The organism is Burkholderia orbicola, from assembly GCF_900100915.1.
GTDB lineage: Bacteria > Pseudomonadota > Gammaproteobacteria > Burkholderiales > Burkholderiaceae > Burkholderia > Burkholderia orbicola.
In genome coordinates, this window is sequence record NZ_FNKW01000003.1 from 465,150 (window position 1) to 484,134 (window position 18,985).

15 protein-coding genes are annotated in these 18,985 nt (G+C 68.5%); 5 read left to right on the top strand and 10 right to left on the bottom strand.

The features are described from left to right. Positions 1 to 60: 60 nt before the first annotated feature. Positions 61 to 1,842 (top strand): IlvD/Edd family dehydratase, encoded by a 1,782-nt coding sequence (locus BLS50_RS32045; protein ID WP_027809124.1) that lies wholly within the window; start codon positions 61 to 63, stop codon positions 1,840 to 1,842. A gap of 32 nt (positions 1,843 to 1,874) precedes the next feature. Next, entirely contained in the window at positions 1,875 to 3,053 is a 1,179-nt protein-coding gene (locus BLS50_RS32050) for a fumarylacetoacetate hydrolase family protein (RefSeq protein WP_074807640.1), read from the top strand. Between the two features lie 202 nt (positions 3,054 to 3,255). Here BLS50_RS32050 and BLS50_RS32055 read toward each other — a convergent pair whose 3' ends face one another. Further along, complete coding sequence (locus BLS50_RS32055; RefSeq protein ID WP_074807643.1) at positions 3,256 to 5,073, bottom strand: methyl-accepting chemotaxis protein; 1,818 nt, start codon at positions 5,071 to 5,073, stop codon at positions 3,256 to 3,258. A gap of 28 nt (positions 5,074 to 5,101) precedes the next feature. On the opposite strand from BLS50_RS32055, the gene BLS50_RS35755 reads away from it, so the two are divergent. The 3 genes from BLS50_RS35755 (at position 5,102) to BLS50_RS32065 (ending at position 9,132) form a co-directional block, all read left to right on the top strand. Next, positions 5,102 to 5,398: a hypothetical protein gene (locus tag BLS50_RS35755; protein WP_143028396.1), complete on the top strand. Its 297-nt coding sequence runs from the start codon at positions 5,102 to 5,104 to the stop codon at positions 5,396 to 5,398. Next, a complete protein-coding gene (locus BLS50_RS32060) occupies positions 5,395 to 6,981 on the top strand; it encodes a methyl-accepting chemotaxis protein (RefSeq protein WP_074807646.1) in 1,587 nt (528 codons plus the stop codon). The genes BLS50_RS35755 and BLS50_RS32060 overlap by 4 nt, the downstream gene beginning before the upstream one ends. Positions 6,982 to 7,170: 189 nt before the next feature. Then, on the top strand, positions 7,171 to 9,132 hold the full coding sequence (locus BLS50_RS32065; RefSeq protein ID WP_074807649.1) for a phosphatase PAP2 family protein: 1,962 nt from the start codon (positions 7,171 to 7,173) through the stop codon (positions 9,130 to 9,132). A 56-nt stretch (positions 9,133 to 9,188) separates the two neighbouring features. Here the strand turns inward: BLS50_RS32065 and BLS50_RS32070 are convergent, their stop codons facing one another. Genes BLS50_RS32070 through BLS50_RS32110 form a run of 9 tightly spaced genes read right to left on the bottom strand, consistent with a single transcriptional unit; the run spans position 9,189 to position 18,754 of the window. Beyond that, positions 9,189 to 9,467 (bottom strand): hypothetical protein, encoded by a 279-nt coding sequence (locus tag BLS50_RS32070; RefSeq protein ID WP_074807652.1) that lies wholly within the window; start codon positions 9,465 to 9,467, stop codon positions 9,189 to 9,191. 55 nt (positions 9,468 to 9,522) lie between these two features. After that, positions 9,523 to 11,046: a UxaA family hydrolase gene (locus tag BLS50_RS32075; RefSeq protein ID WP_074807654.1), complete on the bottom strand. Its 1,524-nt coding sequence runs from the start codon at positions 11,044 to 11,046 to the stop codon at positions 9,523 to 9,525. After that, complete coding sequence (locus BLS50_RS32080; RefSeq protein WP_074807656.1) at positions 11,043 to 12,206, bottom strand: mannitol dehydrogenase family protein; 1,164 nt, start codon at positions 12,204 to 12,206, stop codon at positions 11,043 to 11,045. The genes BLS50_RS32075 and BLS50_RS32080 overlap by 4 nt, the downstream gene beginning before the upstream one ends. Positions 12,207 to 12,237: 31 nt before the next feature. Further along, on the bottom strand, positions 12,238 to 13,248 hold the full coding sequence (locus tag BLS50_RS32085; protein WP_027810438.1) for a zinc-binding alcohol dehydrogenase family protein: 1,011 nt from the start codon (positions 13,246 to 13,248) through the stop codon (positions 12,238 to 12,240). 23 nt (positions 13,249 to 13,271) lie between these two features. Continuing rightward, entirely contained in the window at positions 13,272 to 14,147 is an 876-nt protein-coding gene (locus BLS50_RS32090; protein ID WP_027810439.1) for an amidohydrolase family protein, read from the bottom strand. Then, positions 14,144 to 15,160: an aldo/keto reductase gene (locus tag BLS50_RS32095; protein WP_027810440.1), complete on the bottom strand. Its 1,017-nt coding sequence runs from the start codon at positions 15,158 to 15,160 to the stop codon at positions 14,144 to 14,146. Before BLS50_RS32095 ends, BLS50_RS32090 begins: the two co-directional genes overlap by 4 nt. Before the next feature lie 35 nt (positions 15,161 to 15,195). Next, a complete protein-coding gene (locus BLS50_RS32100; RefSeq protein WP_011549866.1) occupies positions 15,196 to 16,143 on the bottom strand; it encodes an ABC transporter substrate-binding protein in 948 nt (315 codons plus the stop codon). Between the two features lie 42 nt (positions 16,144 to 16,185). Further along, on the bottom strand, positions 16,186 to 17,217 hold the full coding sequence (locus BLS50_RS32105; protein WP_027810441.1) for an ABC transporter permease: 1,032 nt from the start codon (positions 17,215 to 17,217) through the stop codon (positions 16,186 to 16,188). Continuing rightward, positions 17,210 to 18,754, bottom strand: a complete 1,545-nt coding sequence (locus BLS50_RS32110) for a sugar ABC transporter ATP-binding protein (RefSeq protein WP_027810442.1) — start codon at positions 18,752 to 18,754, stop codon at positions 17,210 to 17,212. The genes BLS50_RS32105 and BLS50_RS32110 overlap by 8 nt, the downstream gene beginning before the upstream one ends. Positions 18,755 to 18,985 lie beyond the last annotated feature (231 nt).

Here is an 18,985-nt window from a genome sequence, read left to right on the forward strand (position 1 = left end):
CGATGTTACCGGTACCATCCGGCACGCAAAATCAAGAAGGCCCTTCGGAGACAACCTGCCATGTCACACACCCCTCGCCGTCTGCGCAGCCAGGAATGGTTCGACGATCCCGCGCACGCAGACATGACCGCGCTCTATGTCGAGCGCTTCATGAACTACGGGTTGACGCGCGAGGAACTGCAATCGGGCCGCCCCGTCATCGGCATCGCGCAGACGGGCAGCGACCTCGCGCCGTGCAACCGCCACCACATCGAGCTGGCCGAACGCACGAAGGCCGGCATCCGCGATGCGGGCGGCATTCCGATGGAGTTCCCCGTGCATCCGCTGGCCGAGCAAAGCCGCCGGCCCACCGCCGCGCTCGACCGTAATCTCGCGTACCTCGGGCTGGTGGAAGTGCTGCACGGCTTTCCGCTGGACGGCGTGGTGCTGACGACCGGCTGCGACAAGACCACGCCCGCCTGCCTGATGGCGGCCGCCACCGTCGACCTGCCCGCGATCGTGCTGTCGGGCGGCCCGATGCTCGACGGCTGGCACGAAGGCAAGCGGGTCGGCTCGGGTACGGTGATCTGGCATGCGCGCAACCTGCTCGCCGCGGGCGAAATCGACTACGAAGGCTTCATGCAGCTGACCACGGCTTCGTCGCCGTCGATCGGCCACTGCAACACGATGGGCACCGCGCTATCGATGAACAGCCTGGCCGAGGCGCTGGGCATGTCGTTGCCGGGCTGCGCGAGCATTCCCGCCGCGTACCGCGAGCGCGGCCAGATGGCTTACGCGACCGGCAAGCGCGCGGTCGAGCTCGTTCGCGAAGATCTGCGCCCGTCGACGATCATGACGCGCGCGGCGTTCGAGAATGCGATCGTCGTGGCCTCCGCGCTCGGCGCATCGACCAACTGCCCGCCGCACCTGATCGCGATTGCGCGCCACATGGGCGTCGAGCTGAGCCTGGAAGACTGGCAGCGTTTCGGTGAAACCGTGCCGCTGCTCGTCAACTGCATGCCGGCCGGCGAATACCTCGGCGAAAGCTTCCACCGCGCCGGCGGCGTGCCCGCCGTGCTGCGCCAGCTCGATGCGGCGGGGCTGCTGCGACGCGACTGCCTGACCGTGTCGGGCCGCGCGATCGGCGAGATCGCCGACACCGCGCAGGACGCCGACCGCGACGTGATCCGCACGCCCGACGCGCCGCTCAAGCATGGCGCCGGCTTCATGGTGCTGTCGGGCAACTTCTTCGACAGCGCGATCATGAAGATGTCGGTGGTGGGCGACGCGTTCCGCCGGACCTACCTTTCCGAGCCGGGCGCGGAGAACACGTTCGAAGCGCGCGCGATCGTGTTCGACGGCCCCGAGGACTACCACGCCCGCATCAACGATCCGGCGCTGAACATCGACGAGCGCTGCATCCTCGTGATCCGCGGCTGCGGCACGGTCGGCTACCCGGGCAGTTCCGAAGTCGTGAACATGGCGCCGCCGGCCGAGCTGGTGAAGCGCGGCGTGACGTCGCTGCCGTGCCTGGGCGACGGCCGCCAGAGCGGCACGTCGGCCAGCCCGTCGATTCTCAACGTGTCGCCGGAAGCGGCAGTGGGCGGCGGCCTCGCGCTGCTGCGCACGAACGACCGCGTGCGGGTGGACCTGAACCGCCGCAGCGTCGACGTGCTCGTCGACGAGGACGAACTCGCGCGCCGCCGCGAGACCGCCAGCTTCACCGTGCCGCAGGCGCAAACGCCGTGGCAGGAACTCTATCGCCGCTTCGTCGGCCAGCTGTCCACCGGCGGCTGCCTCGAACCGGCCACGCTGTACCTGAAGGTGATCGAGCAGCGCGGCAACCCGCGCCATTCGCACTAACCCCACCGCCTCCGACTCTTGCCGAGCTGACCATGCGTACTCCTTCCGTTTCCGACTGCCTGCCGCACGACCTCGACCACGCGCTGCTGATCGGCCGCGTCTGGCGGCACGACGGCGCCCACGCGGGCCCGAGCGTCGTCGCCGTGCGCGGCGGCGAAGTGTTCGACATCACGCGCACCGTGCCGACCACCGCGGACCTGTTCGACCGGCCCGACGCAGTCGCGCTCGCGCGCACCGCTTCCGGCGAATCGCTCGGCCGCGTCGAGCCGCTGCTGCAGGCGGCGCTCGACGGCACGCCGGGCGCCACGCACCTGCTCGCGCCGTGCGACGTGCAGGCCGTCAAGGCGTGCGGCGTGACCTTTGCGGTCAGCCTGATCGAGCGCGTGATCGAGGAACAGGCCGGCGGCGATCCGGCGAAAGCGCGAGAGGTACGCGACACCATCGCCGCGACCATCGGCACCGACCTGTCGAAGATCGTGCCCGGCTCGGAAGCCGCGCTGCGCCTGAAGACGGAACTCGAGCGCCGCGGCGCGTGGTCGCAATACATGGAAGTCGGCATCGGCCCGGATGCCGAGGTGTTCTCCAAGGCGCAGCCGATGTCCGCGGTCGGCTTCGGTGCGGACGTCGGGCTGCTGCCCGTATCGGTGTGGAATAACCCGGAACCGGAGATCGTGCTGGCGGTCGCCAGCGACGGCAGGCCGGTGGGCGCGACGCTCGGCAACGACGTGAACCTGCGCGACATCGAAGGCCGCTCCGCGCTGCTGCTCGGCAAATGCAAGGACAACAACGGCTCGTGCGCGATCGGCCCGTTCGTGAGGCTGTTCGATGACGGCTTCACGCTCGACAGCGTACGAGAATGCAGCGTGTCGCTGCGCGTCGAAGGCGCGGACGACGGCTTCGTGCTCGACGGCATCAGCCACATGCGCGAAATCAGCCGCGACCCGGCCGACCTCGTCGCACAGACCTGCGGCGCGCATCACCAGTATCCGGACGGCTTCATGCTGTTCCTCGGCACGATGTTCTCGCCGATCCAGGATCGCGATGCGCCCGGCGGCGGCTTCACGCATCACCTGGGCGACCGCGTGACGATCTCCACGCCCGCGCTCGGCGCGCTCGTCAACACCGTGCGGCTTTGCACGGAGATCGCGCCATGGACCTTCGGCGTGCGTGCGCTGTATGCGAATCTGGCGGCACGCGGGCTGCTGGCCTGACCGGAACGACGGCGATACGGCCTCCCCGCCCGCGATCGATTGCAGTCAGCCGCGGCGTGGGCGGCGCACCCGCGGATCGGCGCAGGATAGGGGCGCGATTCGGCCCGCCGTCGGCGGGCATGCCGGCCGGCTTCGCGGCCGCGCGCTGTTCCGCCGGCGCCTCGCAGGAAACCGGGGCCTGCCCGCCCCGTCAAGCCGCCCGTCACGCCGGCACCGCACGCTCCGCCAGCTTGAACTCCCCGACCGTCTGCGCGAGCCGGGCCGCCTGCTCGCGCAGCGACGTCGCCGCAGCCGCCGATTGCTCGACGAGCGCCGCGTTCTGCTGCGTCGTATCGTCGAGCTGCGACACCGCCTGATTCACCTGCTCGAGCCCCGTGCTCTGCTCCTTCGCGGCGACGCTGATTTCGGCGATCACGCTGGTGATGTTGCGCACGCCGTCGACGATTTCGTCCATCGTCGCCCCGGCCGTCTGGACCAGCCCGGAGCCGCCCTCGATCTTCTCGACCGACGAGTGGATCAGCTGCTTGATTTCCCGCGCGGCCTGCGCGCTGCGCTGCGCGAGCGCACGCACCTCCCCGGCGACGACCGCGAAGCCGCGGCCGTGCTCGTTCGCGCGGGCCGCCTCGACGGCGGCGTTCAACGCGAGAATGTTGGTCTGGAACGCGATGCCGTCGATCACGCCGACGATGTTGGCGATCTCTGCCGACGCCTGCGTGATGTCGCTCATCGTCGACACGACTTCGCGCACGACCGTACCGCCCCGCAGCGCGACATCCGACGCCGACTCCGCCAGGCGGTTCACCTGGCTCGCCGCATCGGCCGAGTTGCGGGCCGTGCCGGCGATCTCCTCGAGTGCGGCGGCGGTTTCCTGCAGGCTCGACGCCGCGTGTTCGGTGCGGGCCGACAGATCCTGGTTGCCCTGGGCGATCTCGGCGCTCGCGAGGTTGACGGACGTGCTGAACGCGCGGATCTGCAGCAGGATCGCGCTGATCTTCTCGGCGAATGCGTTGAACGCCCGCGCGATCTGCGCGGCTTCGTCCGTGCCGTCGGCGGGCAGGCGCTTCGTCAGGTCGCCGCTGCCGCTCGATACGTCCGTGAGCGCATCGCGCACCATCAGGATGCGCTTGAAGGCCGCGTTCGTCATCGCGCCGACGAGCGCGGCCGCGATGATGGCGACGATCACGATTGCCAGCAGCGTCGTCGTCGCGACCGCTCGCATGCCGGCCGTCACGTCGCCCTTGTCGAGCGCGAGTACCAGCGACCAGTCGGTGCCGACGATCGGTTGCGCGCGCATCAATTTGGCGGCGCCGTCGATGTCGACCGCGACGGGCGCGGCTGCCGTCTGCAGCGCGCCGAGGTGGTCGGCATCGAGTTCCGGCGAGAGACCGGTGGCCGGCTTCATGATCAGGTCGGTCTTGGCCGACGCGATCACGCGGCCGCCCTTGTCCACCAGGAATGCAAAGCTCGCCGGGGTCGGGTGAACGGAAGTCACGATCGAACTCACGTTCTCCATGAACAGGCTGGCTGCCAGCACACCCTTCACCGTGCCGTCGCGCACCACGGGCACCGCGAACGCCACGGCCGGCTTGCCGCTCGTCGCATCGCGATAGAGCGCCGTCACGACCAGACGGCCCGCGCCGACGGCCTGCTTGTACCAGGGCCGCGCGGTCGGATCGTAGCCGGGCGCGAGCGGCACGTTGGAAAACGCCGTCTTGTCCGGCAGGCCGAGCGTCAGCACCTCGAAGCCGCCCGACTTGCCGAGCAGCTTCAATGCCGGCACCGGGTCGCCCTCGCCGATCGCGATCGTGTCCGCCAGCGCCTGGGTTTCGCGCGCGCGGCTCGTCACCCATTCGTCGATCGCAAGCGCATGCCCGGCGAGGATCGATTTGTGATTCTGGTCGATGGCCTCGTCGTTGTGGGTCTTGACGACGTAATAGACGAGCCCGCCGGTGACGGCCAGCGCCGTCACGACGATGGCGACACACGTCGCCAGGATCCGTGCGCGAATTGATGACAGCATGATGACTTCGGTCTCCGTTACCGCATGATTGAACTGGATCGCTGAAAAGGGCGACCCTGATCCGTTTAACGGCACCGGCGGCGGGAAGTTGAGCAATGCCGGACGGACGGCGACCGGCACGGGTACGCCGAGGCAGAAACCGGTTGTGGTACGCGAAAACGGAGCCGTTCGTCCGTTCGGCGTGACGAATGCGGAGCGCTGCCGGATTTTTTTGACGACAGGCAACCCGCAAACGATTGCCTCGAGCGACGGTCCTAAACTGTTCGCCCCCCGTTCCGTTAATCAGGAAATCTATTTAATACCCACAACTGGATTCTTCCTATGAACGATCGACGATTAACGGTTCGCACGAAGCTGATCATGGCTTTCGGACTTCTTACGTGCACGGTCGTGCTCGTCTCCCTCCTCGGCATCGTCTCGCTCGGCAACGCGAACGCGGCATTCGACGACTATGTCAACGGCACCAACGCCCGTGCGACGCTGGCGGACAAGATTCGCTTCGCGGTCGACCGACGCGCGATCGCCGCCCGCAACCAGGTGCTCGCGGCCAGCCCGCGCGACGCGGACCTCGAGAAGGAGGCCGCACTGCAGGCCGACCGCGAAGTCGGCGCGCTGATGGGCGAACTGACGAATGCGGTCCGCGAGGGAAGCGGCGCGTCCGACAAGTCTCGCGAACTGGTTCGGCAAATCGGGGCGGTCGAGGCGCAGTACGGCCCGGTGGCACGCGCCATCGTCGACGCAGCGGCGAACAACCGGCGCGACCAGGCGATCACGATGATCAACGAACAGTGCCGACCGCTGCTGGCCCAGCTCGTCGCGGCCACCGACGCGTATGCGACGTACACGCGCTTGCGGGCCGGCCAACTGGTGAAGGAATCGGACGACCGCTATACCTCGCGACGGCTGATGCTGATCGCGATCTGCATCGCCGCCGCCGCGGCCGCCGCGATCTCGGGCCTCTTCATCACCCGCGGCCTGCTGCGCGCACTGGGCACGGAGCCCGCCGCGCTCAGCGAGATCGCCGGCCATATCGCCGCCGGCAACCTCGCCGCCGAATCCTCGACCGGCGCCGCGCCGGCCGGCAGCGTGCTGGCTTCCATGCGGGACATGCAGGCGAACCTGATTCGCCTGATCTCGGAAGTCCGTACCGCATCGGGCAACGTCGCGACCGGGGCCGGCGAAATCGCGTCCGGCAACCAGGATCTCTCCTCCCGCACGGAACAGCAGGCGGCCTCGTTGCAGGAAACCGCGTCGAGCATGGAGCAGTTGACGTCCACCGTGCGCCTGAACGCCGACAACGCGCAGCAGGCGAGCGGCCTGGCCAACAATGCATCGGAGGTCGCCCAGCGCGGCAGCACGGCGGTCGGCCTGATGGTCGACACGATGACGGACATCAGCGCAAGCTCCGCCAAGATCGCCGAGATCACCGGCATCATCGAAGGAATCGCATTCCAGACCAACATTCTCGCGCTCAACGCAGCTGTCGAGGCCGCCCGCGCCGGCGAACAGGGCCGCGGCTTCGCGGTGGTGGCAAGCGAAGTCAGGAGTCTGGCGCAGCGTTCGTCGAGCGCCGCGAAGGAAATTCGCGAACTGATCTCGCAATCGGTCCAGAAAATCCAGGATGGCTCGCATATCGCGAACAACGCGGGCGAGACGATGAGCCAGGTCACGCATGCGATCTCGCGCGTGACCGACATCATGGGCGAGATCGCCGCGGCGTCGAGCGAGCAGAGCCGCGGCATCGAGCAGGTCAATCTGGCCATCACGCAAATGGACGAAGTCACGCAGCAGAATGCGGCGCTCGTCGAACAGGCCGCCGCCGCATCGAAATCGCTCGAGGAACAGGGAAACCGGCTTGCCGAGGCCGTCTCGCTGTTCCGGCTGGACACGCGCACGGCCGGTGCATAAGCCGGCGCCCGCCGCCCTGTATCGATGACGGACGCCATGGATTCCGGCGTCCGTCATGTTAAGCATCGGAAATTAACCAGATAGTGGGAATTTTCGCTGGCCGCGTGCGACGCGAAACAATTCCGTAACGACCGCGTAACGATCGCTCACCACAATCCTCCATCTTCTACCATCAGGATGGAGTCTTGCATGTTTGCGTCACGAAGCCGTTTCCCGCTGCACGTCGCGGCATTGTCGAGTGCGATCGTACTGGCTGCCTGCGGCGGCGGCGACGACGTCACGTCGACCGGCACGATCGCCGCGGCCGTTCCCGCGCCGCCCGCCGCCCCCGGCTTCGTCGACAGCGCGCCGATCCCGAGCGCACCCGCTTTCGTCGACAACGTCGCGACCAACCAGCGCGGCGATGCGCGCTATGCGACGCTGTCGACCAACGCCGCGGTGCGCGTGTTGAGCCGTTTCCTCGATCTGTGGCAGCCGGCGACGATGCTGGTCGACGCGGGCGTGAGCGCGCCGGCGAACGGCGCGTTCCCGGCCATCTCGCCGTCGACGTGCTCCGGACTGCCGAACAGCGGCGTGCCGTGCGGCACGATCCTGAACGATGCGGTGCTGTCGGCCAACGTGCAGTACGTGATCAACGCGACGACCGCGCGTACGCCGCAACAGGCCGATGCCGCGTACTACGACGACCGGCGCGGCAAGGGATACAGCGTGACCGACGGCATGGGCCCGCTCACCGCCGCGTGGCGCACCGCGGCCCAGCAGACGACCAGCATCACCAGCGTGCCCGCCGATGCGACGACCGTGCTGTACAACGATTCCGGCAACAACGTCGGCGTCGGCAGCAGCAGCGGCAACGCCAGCTTCGGCAAGGTCGTCGACCTGCTCAACGAAATGGGCAACAACGCGTCGACCGAGCCGTCGAAGCGCTTCTTCAAATACGCGCGCCCGTACCGCTGGAGCACGAGTGTGGTCGTCGCGCCGACGCTCGTGCCGGCCGAAAGCACGACGCCCGCGACCGACGGCGGCTTCGTCAGCGGCCACACGGCCGAGGCCGTGCGCGATGCGACGACGATGGCGTGGCTCGTGCCGGAACGCTTCCAGGAAATGGTCAGCCGCGGCCTCGAACTGGGCGAGAACCGGATTCTCGCCGGCATGCATTCGCCGCTCGACGTGATCGGCGGCCGCACGCTCGCGCTGGCCATCAGCGCGGCGAACCTGACCGCGTACGCCGGCGACGCGCAGGCCGCCTACACGCAAGCGCATCAGACGCTGCAGCAACTGACCGGCACGAGCGCCACGACCTTCTCCGCATTCGCGCACTCGGGCACGACGGCCACCGACCGGTTCGCCGACTACACGGCGAACAAGACCGCGTTCCTGCGCCGCATGACCTTCGGCTTCGGCGCGATCGAATCGACGAACGCACCGCCGGTCGTGCCGAAAGGCGCGGAAATCCTGCTGCAGACGCGCTTCCCTTACCTGAGCGCCGACCAGCGACGCGTCGTGCTGAAGACGACCGAGCTGCCGTCCGGCTATCCGGTCATGGACGACGCGGAAGGCTGGGGACGCCTGAACCTGTTCGCGGCGGCCGACGGCTACGGCGCGTTCAACGGCAACGTGATCGTGTCGATGGATGCGTCGCAGGGCGGGCTCAATGCCGCCGACCTGTGGCGCAACGACGTCGCGGGCGCCGGCAAGCTGACGCTGCAGGGCAGCGGCACGCTGACGCTGGCGGGCAACAACGCCTATACGGGCGGCACGCAGGTAAGCGGCGGCACGCTGGCGGCCGCGTCGACGACGGCGTTCGGCAAAGGCGACGTGTACGTCGGCCCGGGCGGCAGCGTGCGGATCGCGGCCGCCGCGCCGGTGACGATCGCCACCCGCTACACGCAGCTCGACAACACGACGCTCGAACTCGACATCGACGGCAACGGCGGCGGGCGGCTGCGCGTGGGCGGGCCGCTCACCGTCGCGGGCGGCACGCTGCACGTGAAGTTCGTGAACGGCTACGCGCCGAAGGCCGGCGACACCATCGCGCTGATCGACGGCGCGGCGGCTGCCGCGAAGTTCGCGACGGTGACGGTCGACGGGTTCAAGGCCACGCCGGTGTACACCGCGACGGGCGTGTCGATCACGCTGTCGGCGGCATAACCGGCGCAGACGATCGATCCTGCAACGGTGCCGCCCCCGGGCGGCTTCGGCTTCGGCTACGCAAAGCGACTGGAGGCCGCCATGCCGGCGCCGTCCGGGCCAGATCGCGTACCGAAGCGCCGTTGCAACTCGATGATCGTCGGCAGGTTGAAATCGTGGACGTCCGGTGTAGCGCCGCCCTGCCGCCGGCTCACCTCCGCGCAAAGTTCCAGCGCACGCGCGCGGGTTTCGGCGAGCAACCGCAGCGCCTCGCCCAGCAACCCCTTCTCCAGTTCCGACAATGAGCCGTCTTGGCCGGCTTCGCCGATCGCCGGCTCGCTCATGCTGGTTTCCATCGCGGGTTCTCCTTTACCGTCCGATTGCGCGCGCGACCGCACACCGCCTTGCGCGTCACATGACCGCGCCGCGCAGCCACGGCACGAACTCCCGTTCGCCGATGCCGTTGTCCTCGCTGCGGGATCGGCGTCCGGACGCGACGTCGAGCATCAGCCGGAACAGCCGCTCGCCCGCTTCGCCGACCGAGAGCGAACCGGCGACGATCCCGCCGCTGTCGAAATCCATGTCCGACTGCATCCGCTCGAACAAGCCGGTCGTCGTCGCGATCTTGATCGTCGGCACCGGCTTCGAGCCGAACACCGAACCGCGGCCCGTCGTGAAGCACACGAGATTCGCGCCGCCGGCGATCTGCCCGGTGGCCGACACCGGGTCGTAACCGGGCGTATCCATGAACACGAGCCCGGCTTGCCGCACCGGCTCCGCATAGTCGTAGACCGCGCGCAGCGGCGAGCGGCCGCCCTTCGACACCGCGCCGAGCGATTTCTCGAGAATCGTCGTGATGCCGCCGGCGAGGTTGCCGGGCGACGGGTTGTTGTTCATTTCGCCGCCGTTGTCGGCGACGTAGCGCTCCCACCACTGCAACCTGCCAAGCAGGCGCTCGGCCACGTCGCGCGACGCTGCCCGCGCGATCAGCAGATGCTCCGCGCCGTAGATCTCGGGCGTCTCGGACAGAATCGCGGTGCCGCCGTTGCGGACCAGCAGATCGACGGCCGCGCCGAGCGCCGGATTCGCGGTGATGCCCGAGTAGCCGTCGGACCCGCCGCACTGCAGGCCGACCGTCAGCCGCGAGGCCGGCACGGCGCTGCGACGCGCGCGGTCGGCCCGCTCCAGCAACTCGCGCACGATCGACACGCCTTTGGCCACGGTGTCGCGCACCCCGCCCTCGTCCTGGATGACCAGCGTGCGCAAGGTGCCCGGCGCTGCCGCGTCGAGCCGTTGCGCGAGCGCGCCGACCTGGTTGACCTCGCACCCGAGGCCGACGAGCAGCACGCCGGCGAAATTCGGGTTGCGCGCATAGCCGACGAGCGTGCGTCGCAGCAGTTCGATGCCGTCGCCGGTCGCCGACATGCCGCAGCCGCTCTGATGCGTAATCGCGACGACGCCGTCGACGTGACCGAACGCATCGAGCGCGCCGTGCCGGTATGCATCGGCGATCGCATGACAGACGCTCGCCGAACAGTTGACGCTCGCGATCACGCCGACGTAGTTGCGGGTCCCCACGCTGCCGTCGGGCCGCACGAATCCGTCGAAGGTATCGCGGCGATCCGCGGCAACGTCGTGCGTGCCGCCGACCGGCCCGTCGTCGTGCGCATGCCGGTCGGGCATCCCGACGTTGTGCACGTGAACATGCTCGCCCGCGGCGATGTCGCGCAGCGCGACACCGATCGGCTGCCCGCATTTGACGATCGCGTCGCCGCGCGCGATCGGCGCGGTGGCGATCTTGTGGCCGGCCGGTATCGCGGCCGCCGGCCGCACCGGTACGCCGTGCACGTCGACCGGCACCTCCGGCGCGAGCGCGTCGAGTGCGACGGCGACGTTGTCGTTGCCGTGAAGGATCACGATTGCCGGTTGCTTCACGATGCATCTCTCCCTGTCATTGCGATGGCCGCCGGCTCATAGCGGGCGACGAGTTGCCGTAGCCGTGGCTGTTCAGTCGGCACCGCCAGCGAATCCGCGAGCGCGAGCAGCGGCTCGATCCGCCGCGCCACCTTCTCCCGATGGTTGACCGCGATATCGGCGATGCGATGCGCGAGAAACGGATTGAGAAAACGCTCGCGCACGCTGTCGACATAGCGTTCCGCCGTGTCGCGCAAGCCCAGCGCCACGAAAACCGGCGCGACTTCATCGCGCCACACGGCTTCGAGACCGTCGCGCAGCCGCGCATCGTTCATCGCGTCCAGCACCGTTTCCGATGCGTCGCGCCCTGCCGCGAGCCACTGCTCCGCGAGCCAGCTGTGCCCGAGATTGAGGAAGAACAGCTTCAGGCGCTCGTGGCCGCGCAAATCGTCGGTGACGACGATCTGCGCATGCGTGCACGGCAGCGCCATATCGGCACGCCGTTCGATCGCCCATAGCGCGTAGGGCTCCGCGATCGCGCCGACCGGATGCAGCGGCTCGGACACGATGCGGTCGACGAGCGAGTTGACCCACACGCAGCGGCTGCACAGATAGTCGGCGAACGCGTCGGGCAGCCGCCACTGGCGCGCGAGGCCCAGCACGATGTCCCGCAGCGTGTCGCCGTTGTTCGTCACCAGTTCGCAAGGCAGCACGGTGATGCCATCGTCGGGCCGCACCTGCCAGCGCGCATGCAGCAGCGCGAGCAGCTTCGCCGGAAAGCCGTGCGGTGCGTGCGCCGGCTGGGCCAGCAGGTCCACGGTATCGCGCGGATCGGGGCGATACCCTGCGTCGCCGGTGTTCGACACGATGACGCGCACCGTCTCGATCGCGGCAGCGCGGATCTCCGCCCAGTCCCGCCCGGCGTCCCACGCGCGCTGCACGGCGCGGCACTCGACGACTTCGTCGACCACGCCGCCGTGCTCGCGCCCGCGAATCCGCACCGGATAACGGCCGGTGGCGCGCAGCGCGTCGATGCGGGCGCGGCTGGCCGGATTGCCGGTCGTCTGCACGATGCCGATGCCGCCCATCGCGTTGCCGTCGTCCAGCGCCTGGGACACGAACAGGTCGACGTGCGCCAGCAGGAAGCGGCTCGTGCCGAACTGCAGGATCGGTGGCGTCATCGCGTGCGCTCCGCGTGCCGGATGCGATCGTTCAGCATTCGACGAGCGCCTTCACGACGGTCTGCCCCGCATCCAGCAGGCGCGGCAGCGCATCCGGCACCTCCTCGAGCCGCATCCGGTGCGTGTTCAGCGCGCGGTCCGGAATGCGCCCCGCGCGCATCGCGTCGAGCACCGTCGCGAAATCCTCGGCCGTCGCATTGCGGCTCGCGAGCAGCGTGGTTTCCCGCTTGTGGAATTCCGGGTCCGAAAACGCGACATGCCCGCGCACGATCGAGATCAACGTGTACTTGCCGCCGTGCGCGACGAACTCGAAACCGCGATTCATCGCATCGAGGTTGCCGGTCGCGTCGAATACCGCGTCGAAATACTCGCCGTTCGTCAACGACGCGAGACGCGCCGCGTCGTCTTCCCCCACCTCCACCGTCGCATCGACCGTTAGATGCTGCCGGCAAAACGCGAGCCGATCCGCCCGCGTGTCGAGGCACGTGACGTCGGCGCCGCGCAGCTTCGCGAAGATCATCGCCGCCATGCCGATCGGCCCGGCGCCGACAATCAGCGCCCGCTGTCCGGCACGGACGTCCGCGCGCCGCACCGCATGCGCGCCGATCGCAAGGAATTCCAGCATCGCCGCCTGATCGAGCGAAATGCCGTCGGCCTTGTGAACGAACTGCGCGGGAACGCTCAGGTATTCGGCGAGCGCGCCGTCGCGATGCACGCCGAGCACCTTGATGTTCACGCAGCAGTTCGTGTTGCCGTGGCGGCAGGCGACGCAGTGTCCGCACGACAGATACGGCATCACGTACACCGCGTCGCCCGCGCCGAGACCCGACTCCGGTTCCGCCTCGACGACGACCGCGGAAAGCTCGTGACCCATCACGCGCGGATAGTCGAGGTACGGCTGGTTGCCGGTGAAGATGTGCAGGTCGGTGCCGCAGATGCCGACCCGTTGCACGCGCAACAGCACTTCGCCGCTGCCGCGCACGGGCAGTTCGCGCTGCTGCACGCGCAGCACGCCGGGGGATTCGCAGATCACGCTGAGCATGTCGGTTTTCCTTTCGTTCGGGTTCATTCGTCGTGGCGTGCGGTGTCGATCCGGTAGAAACGGCGTGCGTTGCCGCCGAAGAGGTCCGGCAATGCCGCGGAGCCGAGCAACCGCGCGCAATCGTCCTCGCACGCGGCCAGCCATTCGCCGTAGCCGCCGCATGCCGACGCCAGCCGCAGCACCGGCCAGTCGCTGCCCCACATCAGGCGCGTCGGCCCGAACAGCTCGGCCAGCGCGTGGACATACGGCCGCGTGCGCGTGCGGACGACATCGGGGCCGGCCGACGGCCCCGCTTCGGTCCAGAGACCGGACAGCTTGCAGTGAAGGTTCGGCAGGCTCGCGAGCCGTGTCATCGCCGATAGCCACGGCTGCAATTCGCCGCGCTCGATGAACGGCTTCGCGCCGTGGTCGATCACGATCGGCAGATTCGGATGGCGTCGCGCGAACGCGTGCAGCGCATCGAGATGACGCGGCATCACGAGTGCATCGAAACGCAACCCGTGCTCGAGCATCGCGGCGACCGCGCGATCCAGCCGCGGATCGTCGATCCACGCGTCGTCGGGCAGATCCTGCAGCATCGGTCGCAAGCCGCGCGCTTTCGGTGCCGCCGCGAACGCCGCGATCCGCGCCGGTGCGTCGTCGGCCTTCAGGTCGACCCAGCCGACCACGGCGCCGACGGTCGGCGTGTCAGCCGCGAGATCGAGCAGAAAGCGCGTGTCGGCGTCGCTCGGCAGCGATTGCACGACGACGGTGGTATCGATGCGCGCGGCGTCGAGCAGCGGCGCCAGATCGGCCGGGCCGAAATCCCGGTGAATCGCGTCGAGTTCGGCCGGCGGCCAGCAGCCGGCCCGCGCGCCGATTCGCCAGTAGTGCTGATGGGCGTCTATCCGCGTGGTCATGCGCGGGCTCCCGGAACCGGCGCGTGCGCCGCGATCAACCCTTCGTCGCGCAACGCATCCCACAGTTCGGCCGGCACGGGGCGCTCGAACCAGTCGATGTTCTGCTTCAACTGGGCCACGCTGCGCGCGCCGATCACGCACGACACGACGGCCGGATGGCCGAACGGGAACTGCAACGCGGCGGCGGGAAGCGGCACGTCGAAGCGCTTGCACAGCGCGCCCAGCCGCGTCGCCTTGTCGATCACGTCGGCGCTCGCATCCGCATAGTTGAACTTGCCGTTGCCGGCGAGCAAGCCGGAATTGAACACGCCGCCGATCACGATCGCCGTCCCTTGCCGGGCGCACGCGTCGAGCAGCGGTTCGAGCGCCGTCTGTTCGAGCAGCGTGTAGCGGCCGGCCAGCAGCACCGCGTCGAGCGCCGCTTCGTTCAACGCGTCGGCCGCGACTTCCCATTCGTTCACGCCGAGACCGAACCCGCCGATCTCGCCGCCCGAGCGCAGCGCCTCCAGCGCGCGAAACCCGCCGCCGCGGGTCAACTGCGCCCAGTAGTGCGCGTGACGATCGCCATGCGTCATCGCGCCGATGTCGTGCACGTACAGCATGTCGATCCGCGCGAGCCCGAGCCGTTGCCGGCTGTCGTCGTACGAGCGCATGATGCCGTCGTAGCTGTAGTCGTAGACCGGCCGGAACGGCAGCGGCTCGGCCCAGCCGTCGTCGCCCGGCCGCACGCTCGCGTCGGCGCGCATCAGCCGCCCGACCTTCGTGCTGAGCGTGAAGGCGCCGCGCTCGCGCGCGGCGAGCCCCGCCCCCACGCGCCGCTCGGACAGCGTGTAGCCGTAATACGGCGCGGTGTCGAAATAGCGCAGGCCGGCCGCCCACGCGGCATCGACGAGGGCTGCGGCATCGGCGGCCGACATCGGCCGATAAAGGCCGCCGAGCTGCGAGCAGCCGAGGCCGAGCGCGGACACCGTCAGCCCGCTGCGCGGCAAGGTGCGCGTATCGTTTGCGTTCATGAGGCGTGACTGGTTGCGGGAAAGAGACACGGCGATCAGTACAGGACGTTCTTCGCCGCCTGCGAATCGAGGTTCTGCTTGTCGACCATCACGACGCCGGTATCGATCAGCTTCGGCGCGGGCTTGCGCTCGATCACGTCGAGCGCCGTGCGCACGCCCTGGTTCCCCATCTGCCACGAGCCCTGCACGGCGATCGCCTGCACGGTGCCGTCGCGCACGAAGCCCTGCAGGTCCTCGTTGCCGTCGAACCCGATCGCCACCACCTTGCCCGCCTTGCCCGACTGCTTCAGCGCCCGGCCCATCCCGACCGCGGTCGGCTCGTTCGCGCCGAAGATGCCCTTCAGGTCCGGGTTCGCCGACAGCACGTCGGTCGTCTGGTTCAGCGCGGTCGCCATTTGCGACTGCGAGTAGTACGGGCCGACGACCTGCAGCTTCGAATGGCTCTCGATGTACTTGCGGAATCCGCCGACGCGGCTGACCTCGGACCCCGCGCCCGGCACGTACGACATGATCGCGATCTTGCCGGACTGCCCGACGCGGTCGATCAGCGCCTTCGCGCACAGTGCGCCCGCCTTCTCGTTGTCGGTCGACAGGAACGCCTGGTAGTACGGCTTGCCGGCGTCGGCGATGGCCGAGTCGATCAGCACGACGGGAATGTGCGCTTCCCACGCCTTCTTGATCGCGGGCACGAGCGCATCGGGATCGGACGGCGCGAGCACGATGCCCGCCACGTGACGCGTGACCGCGTTGTCGACCATGTTGACCTGCCCGCTGATGTCCGACTCGGCCGCCGGGCCCTGGAACGTCATCGTGTAGCCCTTGGCGCCGTCGAGCGCCGCCTTCGCACCTTTCTGCACGTTCTGCCAGTAGTTCGAATTGACCGTCTTGACGATCACCGCGATCTCGCCGCCCGCCGCATACGCGCCGCTGCTGCACACCGCGAACACGCACGCCGATGCCGCCAGCAGGATGGATTTGTTCATGTCTCGCTCCGCTTCTCGTTGGTAGGGACTGCTTGCTGCCGGTCAGGGCCGGCGATTGCGCAACTGGTCGATCCACACCGTGCCGAGGATCACGACGCCGATGATGATCTGCTGGATGAAGCTCGACACGCCGTTCATGTTCAGGCCGTTGCGCAGCACGCCGATCACGAACGCGCCGATCGCCGTGCCGGAAATCGTGCCGACGCCGCCCATCAGCGACGTGCCGCCGATGACCGAGCTGGCGATCGCGTCGAGCTCGTACATCACCCCTTCGTTCGGCTGCCCGGTGACGAGCCGCGACATCAGCACGCAGCCGGTCACGCCCGCGAGCGCGCCGGACAGCACGTAGGTGAACAGCTTCACGCCCGGCACGTTCACGCCCGACAGCCGCGCGGCTTCCGCGTTCGACCCGACCGCGTAGATATGACGGCCGAGCGACGTTCTCGACAGCAGGACCGACACCACGACGAACAGCACGACCATGATCACGACCGGATACGGAATGCCGGGAAAGGTCGTGTCGGGGAAGCCGTCCGCGCCGATCCGTGAGATCCGCAGCAGCGCGCCGTTGCCGAGCGCGCCGAACGCGTCGCCGAGATCCGATACCGGCCGGGCACCGGTGATCTGGAGCGCGATGCCGCGCGCGACGAGCATCATGCCGAGCGTCGCGATGAATGGCGGCAGGCCCATCTGCGTCACGCAGATGCCGTTGACGAGCCCGCACAGCGCGCCGACCAGGATGCCGGCCGCCATCGCGGCGGGCACCGGCACGCCGGCCTTGACCAGCAGCGCGGCACAGACGCCGGCCAGCGCGAGCACCGAGCCGACCGACAGGTCGATGCCGCCGGTGATGATCACGCAGGTGGCGGCCACGCCCAGATAGGCGATGGACGTGACCTGCAGGCCGACGGTCATCAGGTTGTCGACCGAGAAGAACGCCGCGCTCGATATCGAGAACGCGAACACGAGCACGACGAGACTGCCCAGCGCCGCGAACTTCTGGATCAGGTCGCGCCGCCGCTGTCGCGCCGCCCGTTCGTCGGCCTGGCTTCGATCGGATGTCATTTCAAGCATGGGAACGCCCCGACGCGTAGTGCATGATCTCCTCCTGACTGGTGTGTTTCGTATCGAGAATGGCGGTCATTCGACCTTCGTGAAAAACGGCGATCCGGTCGGTCATGCCGAGCAGCTCCGGCAGTTCCGAACTGATCAGCACCACGCCGACGCCGTCGGCGGCGAGCCGGTCCATCAGCCCGTAGATGGCGAATTTGGCGCCGACGTCGATCCCGCGCGTCGGCTCGTCGAAGAACAGGATCTTCGAGCCGCGGTACAGCCATTTGCCGATGACGACCTTCTGCTGGTTGCCGCCGGACAGGTTGCGCACGCGCTGGTGCACGGACGGCGTGCGAATCGCCAGGTCCTGCACGTAGCGGCGCGCCACGTCGATCTCGTCGTCGAAACGCAGGAATCCGAAACGCGACGCGATGCCGCGCACGTTCGCGAGCGTGAGATTCGCCGCGACCGGCATCGGCAGCGCGAGCCCCTCTTTCTTGCGGTCCTCCGACAGGTACGCAATGCCGTGCCGGATCGCCTCGCGCGGCGAGCGGATCGTCACGGGCCGGCCGTGCAGCGCGATCGTGCCGCCATCGGGGCGGTCCGCGCCGAAGATCGCGCGTGCGATCTCGGTGCGCCCGGCGCCCATCAATCCCGCGAAACCGAGGATCTCGCCACGGCGCAGCGCGAACGACACCGGCCCGAACACGCCGTCGCGACGCAGGTCCCGCACGTCGAGCAGCACCTCGTCGGTCGGCACCGATTGCCGGGACGGATAGGCGTCGTCGAGCGTCCGCCCCACCATGCGCGCGACGATGTCGTCGATGCTCACGTCGGCGAAATCATCCGTCGAGATGTGACGCCCGTCGCGCAGCACCGTCACGCGATCGACGATCTGCGCCATTTCGTCGAGCCGGTGCGAGATATACAGGATCGCCACGCCGTCGGCGCGCAGCTCCTCGATGATGCGAAACAACTGCACCGTTTCCGCTTCCGTCAGCGACGACGTGGGCTCGTCCATGATCAGCACGCGCGCATCGTGCGACAGCGCCTTCGCGATCTCGACCATCTGCTGCTGCGCGATGGACAGCACGCCGACCTTCGTCGTCGGCGCGACGTTCAGGCCGATGCGCGCGATGCAGCGCGCCGCGTCCGCGTTCATGCGTTTCGTGTCGACGAACGGCCCGCGCCGCGGCTCGCGCGCAAGGAACAGGTTCTCCGCCACGCTCAGGTGCGGGACGAGATTGAGTTCCTGGTGGATGATCGAGATGCCGGCCGCCTGCGCTTCGGAGGCCGAACGAAACCGCACCGGCGCGCCGCGATAGTGAACGGCACCCTCGTCGGGCAGGTATTGGCCGCTGATGATCTTCATCAGCGTCGATTTGCCCGCGCCGTTTTCGCCGCACACCGCATGTACCTCGCCGCGGCGCAGGTCGAGGCGAATCCCGTCGAGCGCGAGGACGCCCGGGAAGCGCTTGCGAATCCCGTCCAGGCGCAGGATCTCCTGGTCGGCTTCGTCGGGCGCGGCCTGACCGGGCAGATTGCGAGGCATTGCCATTGCGTCTCCTTGGGGTGGATCGACCTCGACACGACCTGGTCAGTCCAATTTGGATGAATTACAGCAATCAAACCCGTTTTGGTCAAGCCAATTTAACTATTCACATCTGATCTTACCAATGGTGAAAACCCGGACATCCGAATGAACGCGCCGCTGCACGGGGCGATACAGCAAGCGTGATAGACTCCGCGACACGCGCTTGCGCCAAAAGCGCCTTGATCCCGATCCATC

Coding starts and splice junctions, on each gene's coding strand:
- BLS50_RS32045 (WP_027809124.1), top strand. CDS start 61: ATGTCACACACCCCTCGCCGTCTGCGCAGCCAGGAATGGTTCGACGAT.
- BLS50_RS32050 (WP_074807640.1), top strand. CDS start 1,875: ATGCGTACTCCTTCCGTTTCCGACTGCCTGCCGCACGACCTCGACCAC.
- BLS50_RS32055 (WP_074807643.1), bottom strand. CDS start 5,073: ATGCTGTCATCAATTCGCGCACGGATCCTGGCGACGTGTGTCGCCATC.
- BLS50_RS32060 (WP_074807646.1), top strand. CDS start 5,395: ATGAACGATCGACGATTAACGGTTCGCACGAAGCTGATCATGGCTTTC.
- BLS50_RS32065 (WP_074807649.1), top strand. CDS start 7,171: ATGTTTGCGTCACGAAGCCGTTTCCCGCTGCACGTCGCGGCATTGTCG.
- BLS50_RS32070 (WP_074807652.1), bottom strand. CDS start 9,467: ATGGAAACCAGCATGAGCGAGCCGGCGATCGGCGAAGCCGGCCAAGAC.
- BLS50_RS32080 (WP_074807656.1), bottom strand. CDS start 12,206: ATGACGCCACCGATCCTGCAGTTCGGCACGAGCCGCTTCCTGCTGGCG.
- BLS50_RS32085 (WP_027810438.1), bottom strand. CDS start 13,248: ATGCTCAGCGTGATCTGCGAATCCCCCGGCGTGCTGCGCGTGCAGCAG.
- BLS50_RS32090 (WP_027810439.1), bottom strand. CDS start 14,147: ATGACCACGCGGATAGACGCCCATCAGCACTACTGGCGAATCGGCGCG.
- BLS50_RS32095 (WP_027810440.1), bottom strand. CDS start 15,160: ATGAACGCAAACGATACGCGCACCTTGCCGCGCAGCGGGCTGACGGTG.
- BLS50_RS32100 (WP_011549866.1), bottom strand. CDS start 16,143: ATGAACAAATCCATCCTGCTGGCGGCATCGGCGTGCGTGTTCGCGGTG.
- BLS50_RS32105 (WP_027810441.1), bottom strand. CDS start 17,217: ATGCTTGAAATGACATCCGATCGAAGCCAGGCCGACGAACGGGCGGCG.
- BLS50_RS32110 (WP_027810442.1), bottom strand. CDS start 18,754: ATGGCAATGCCTCGCAATCTGCCCGGTCAGGCCGCGCCCGACGAAGCC.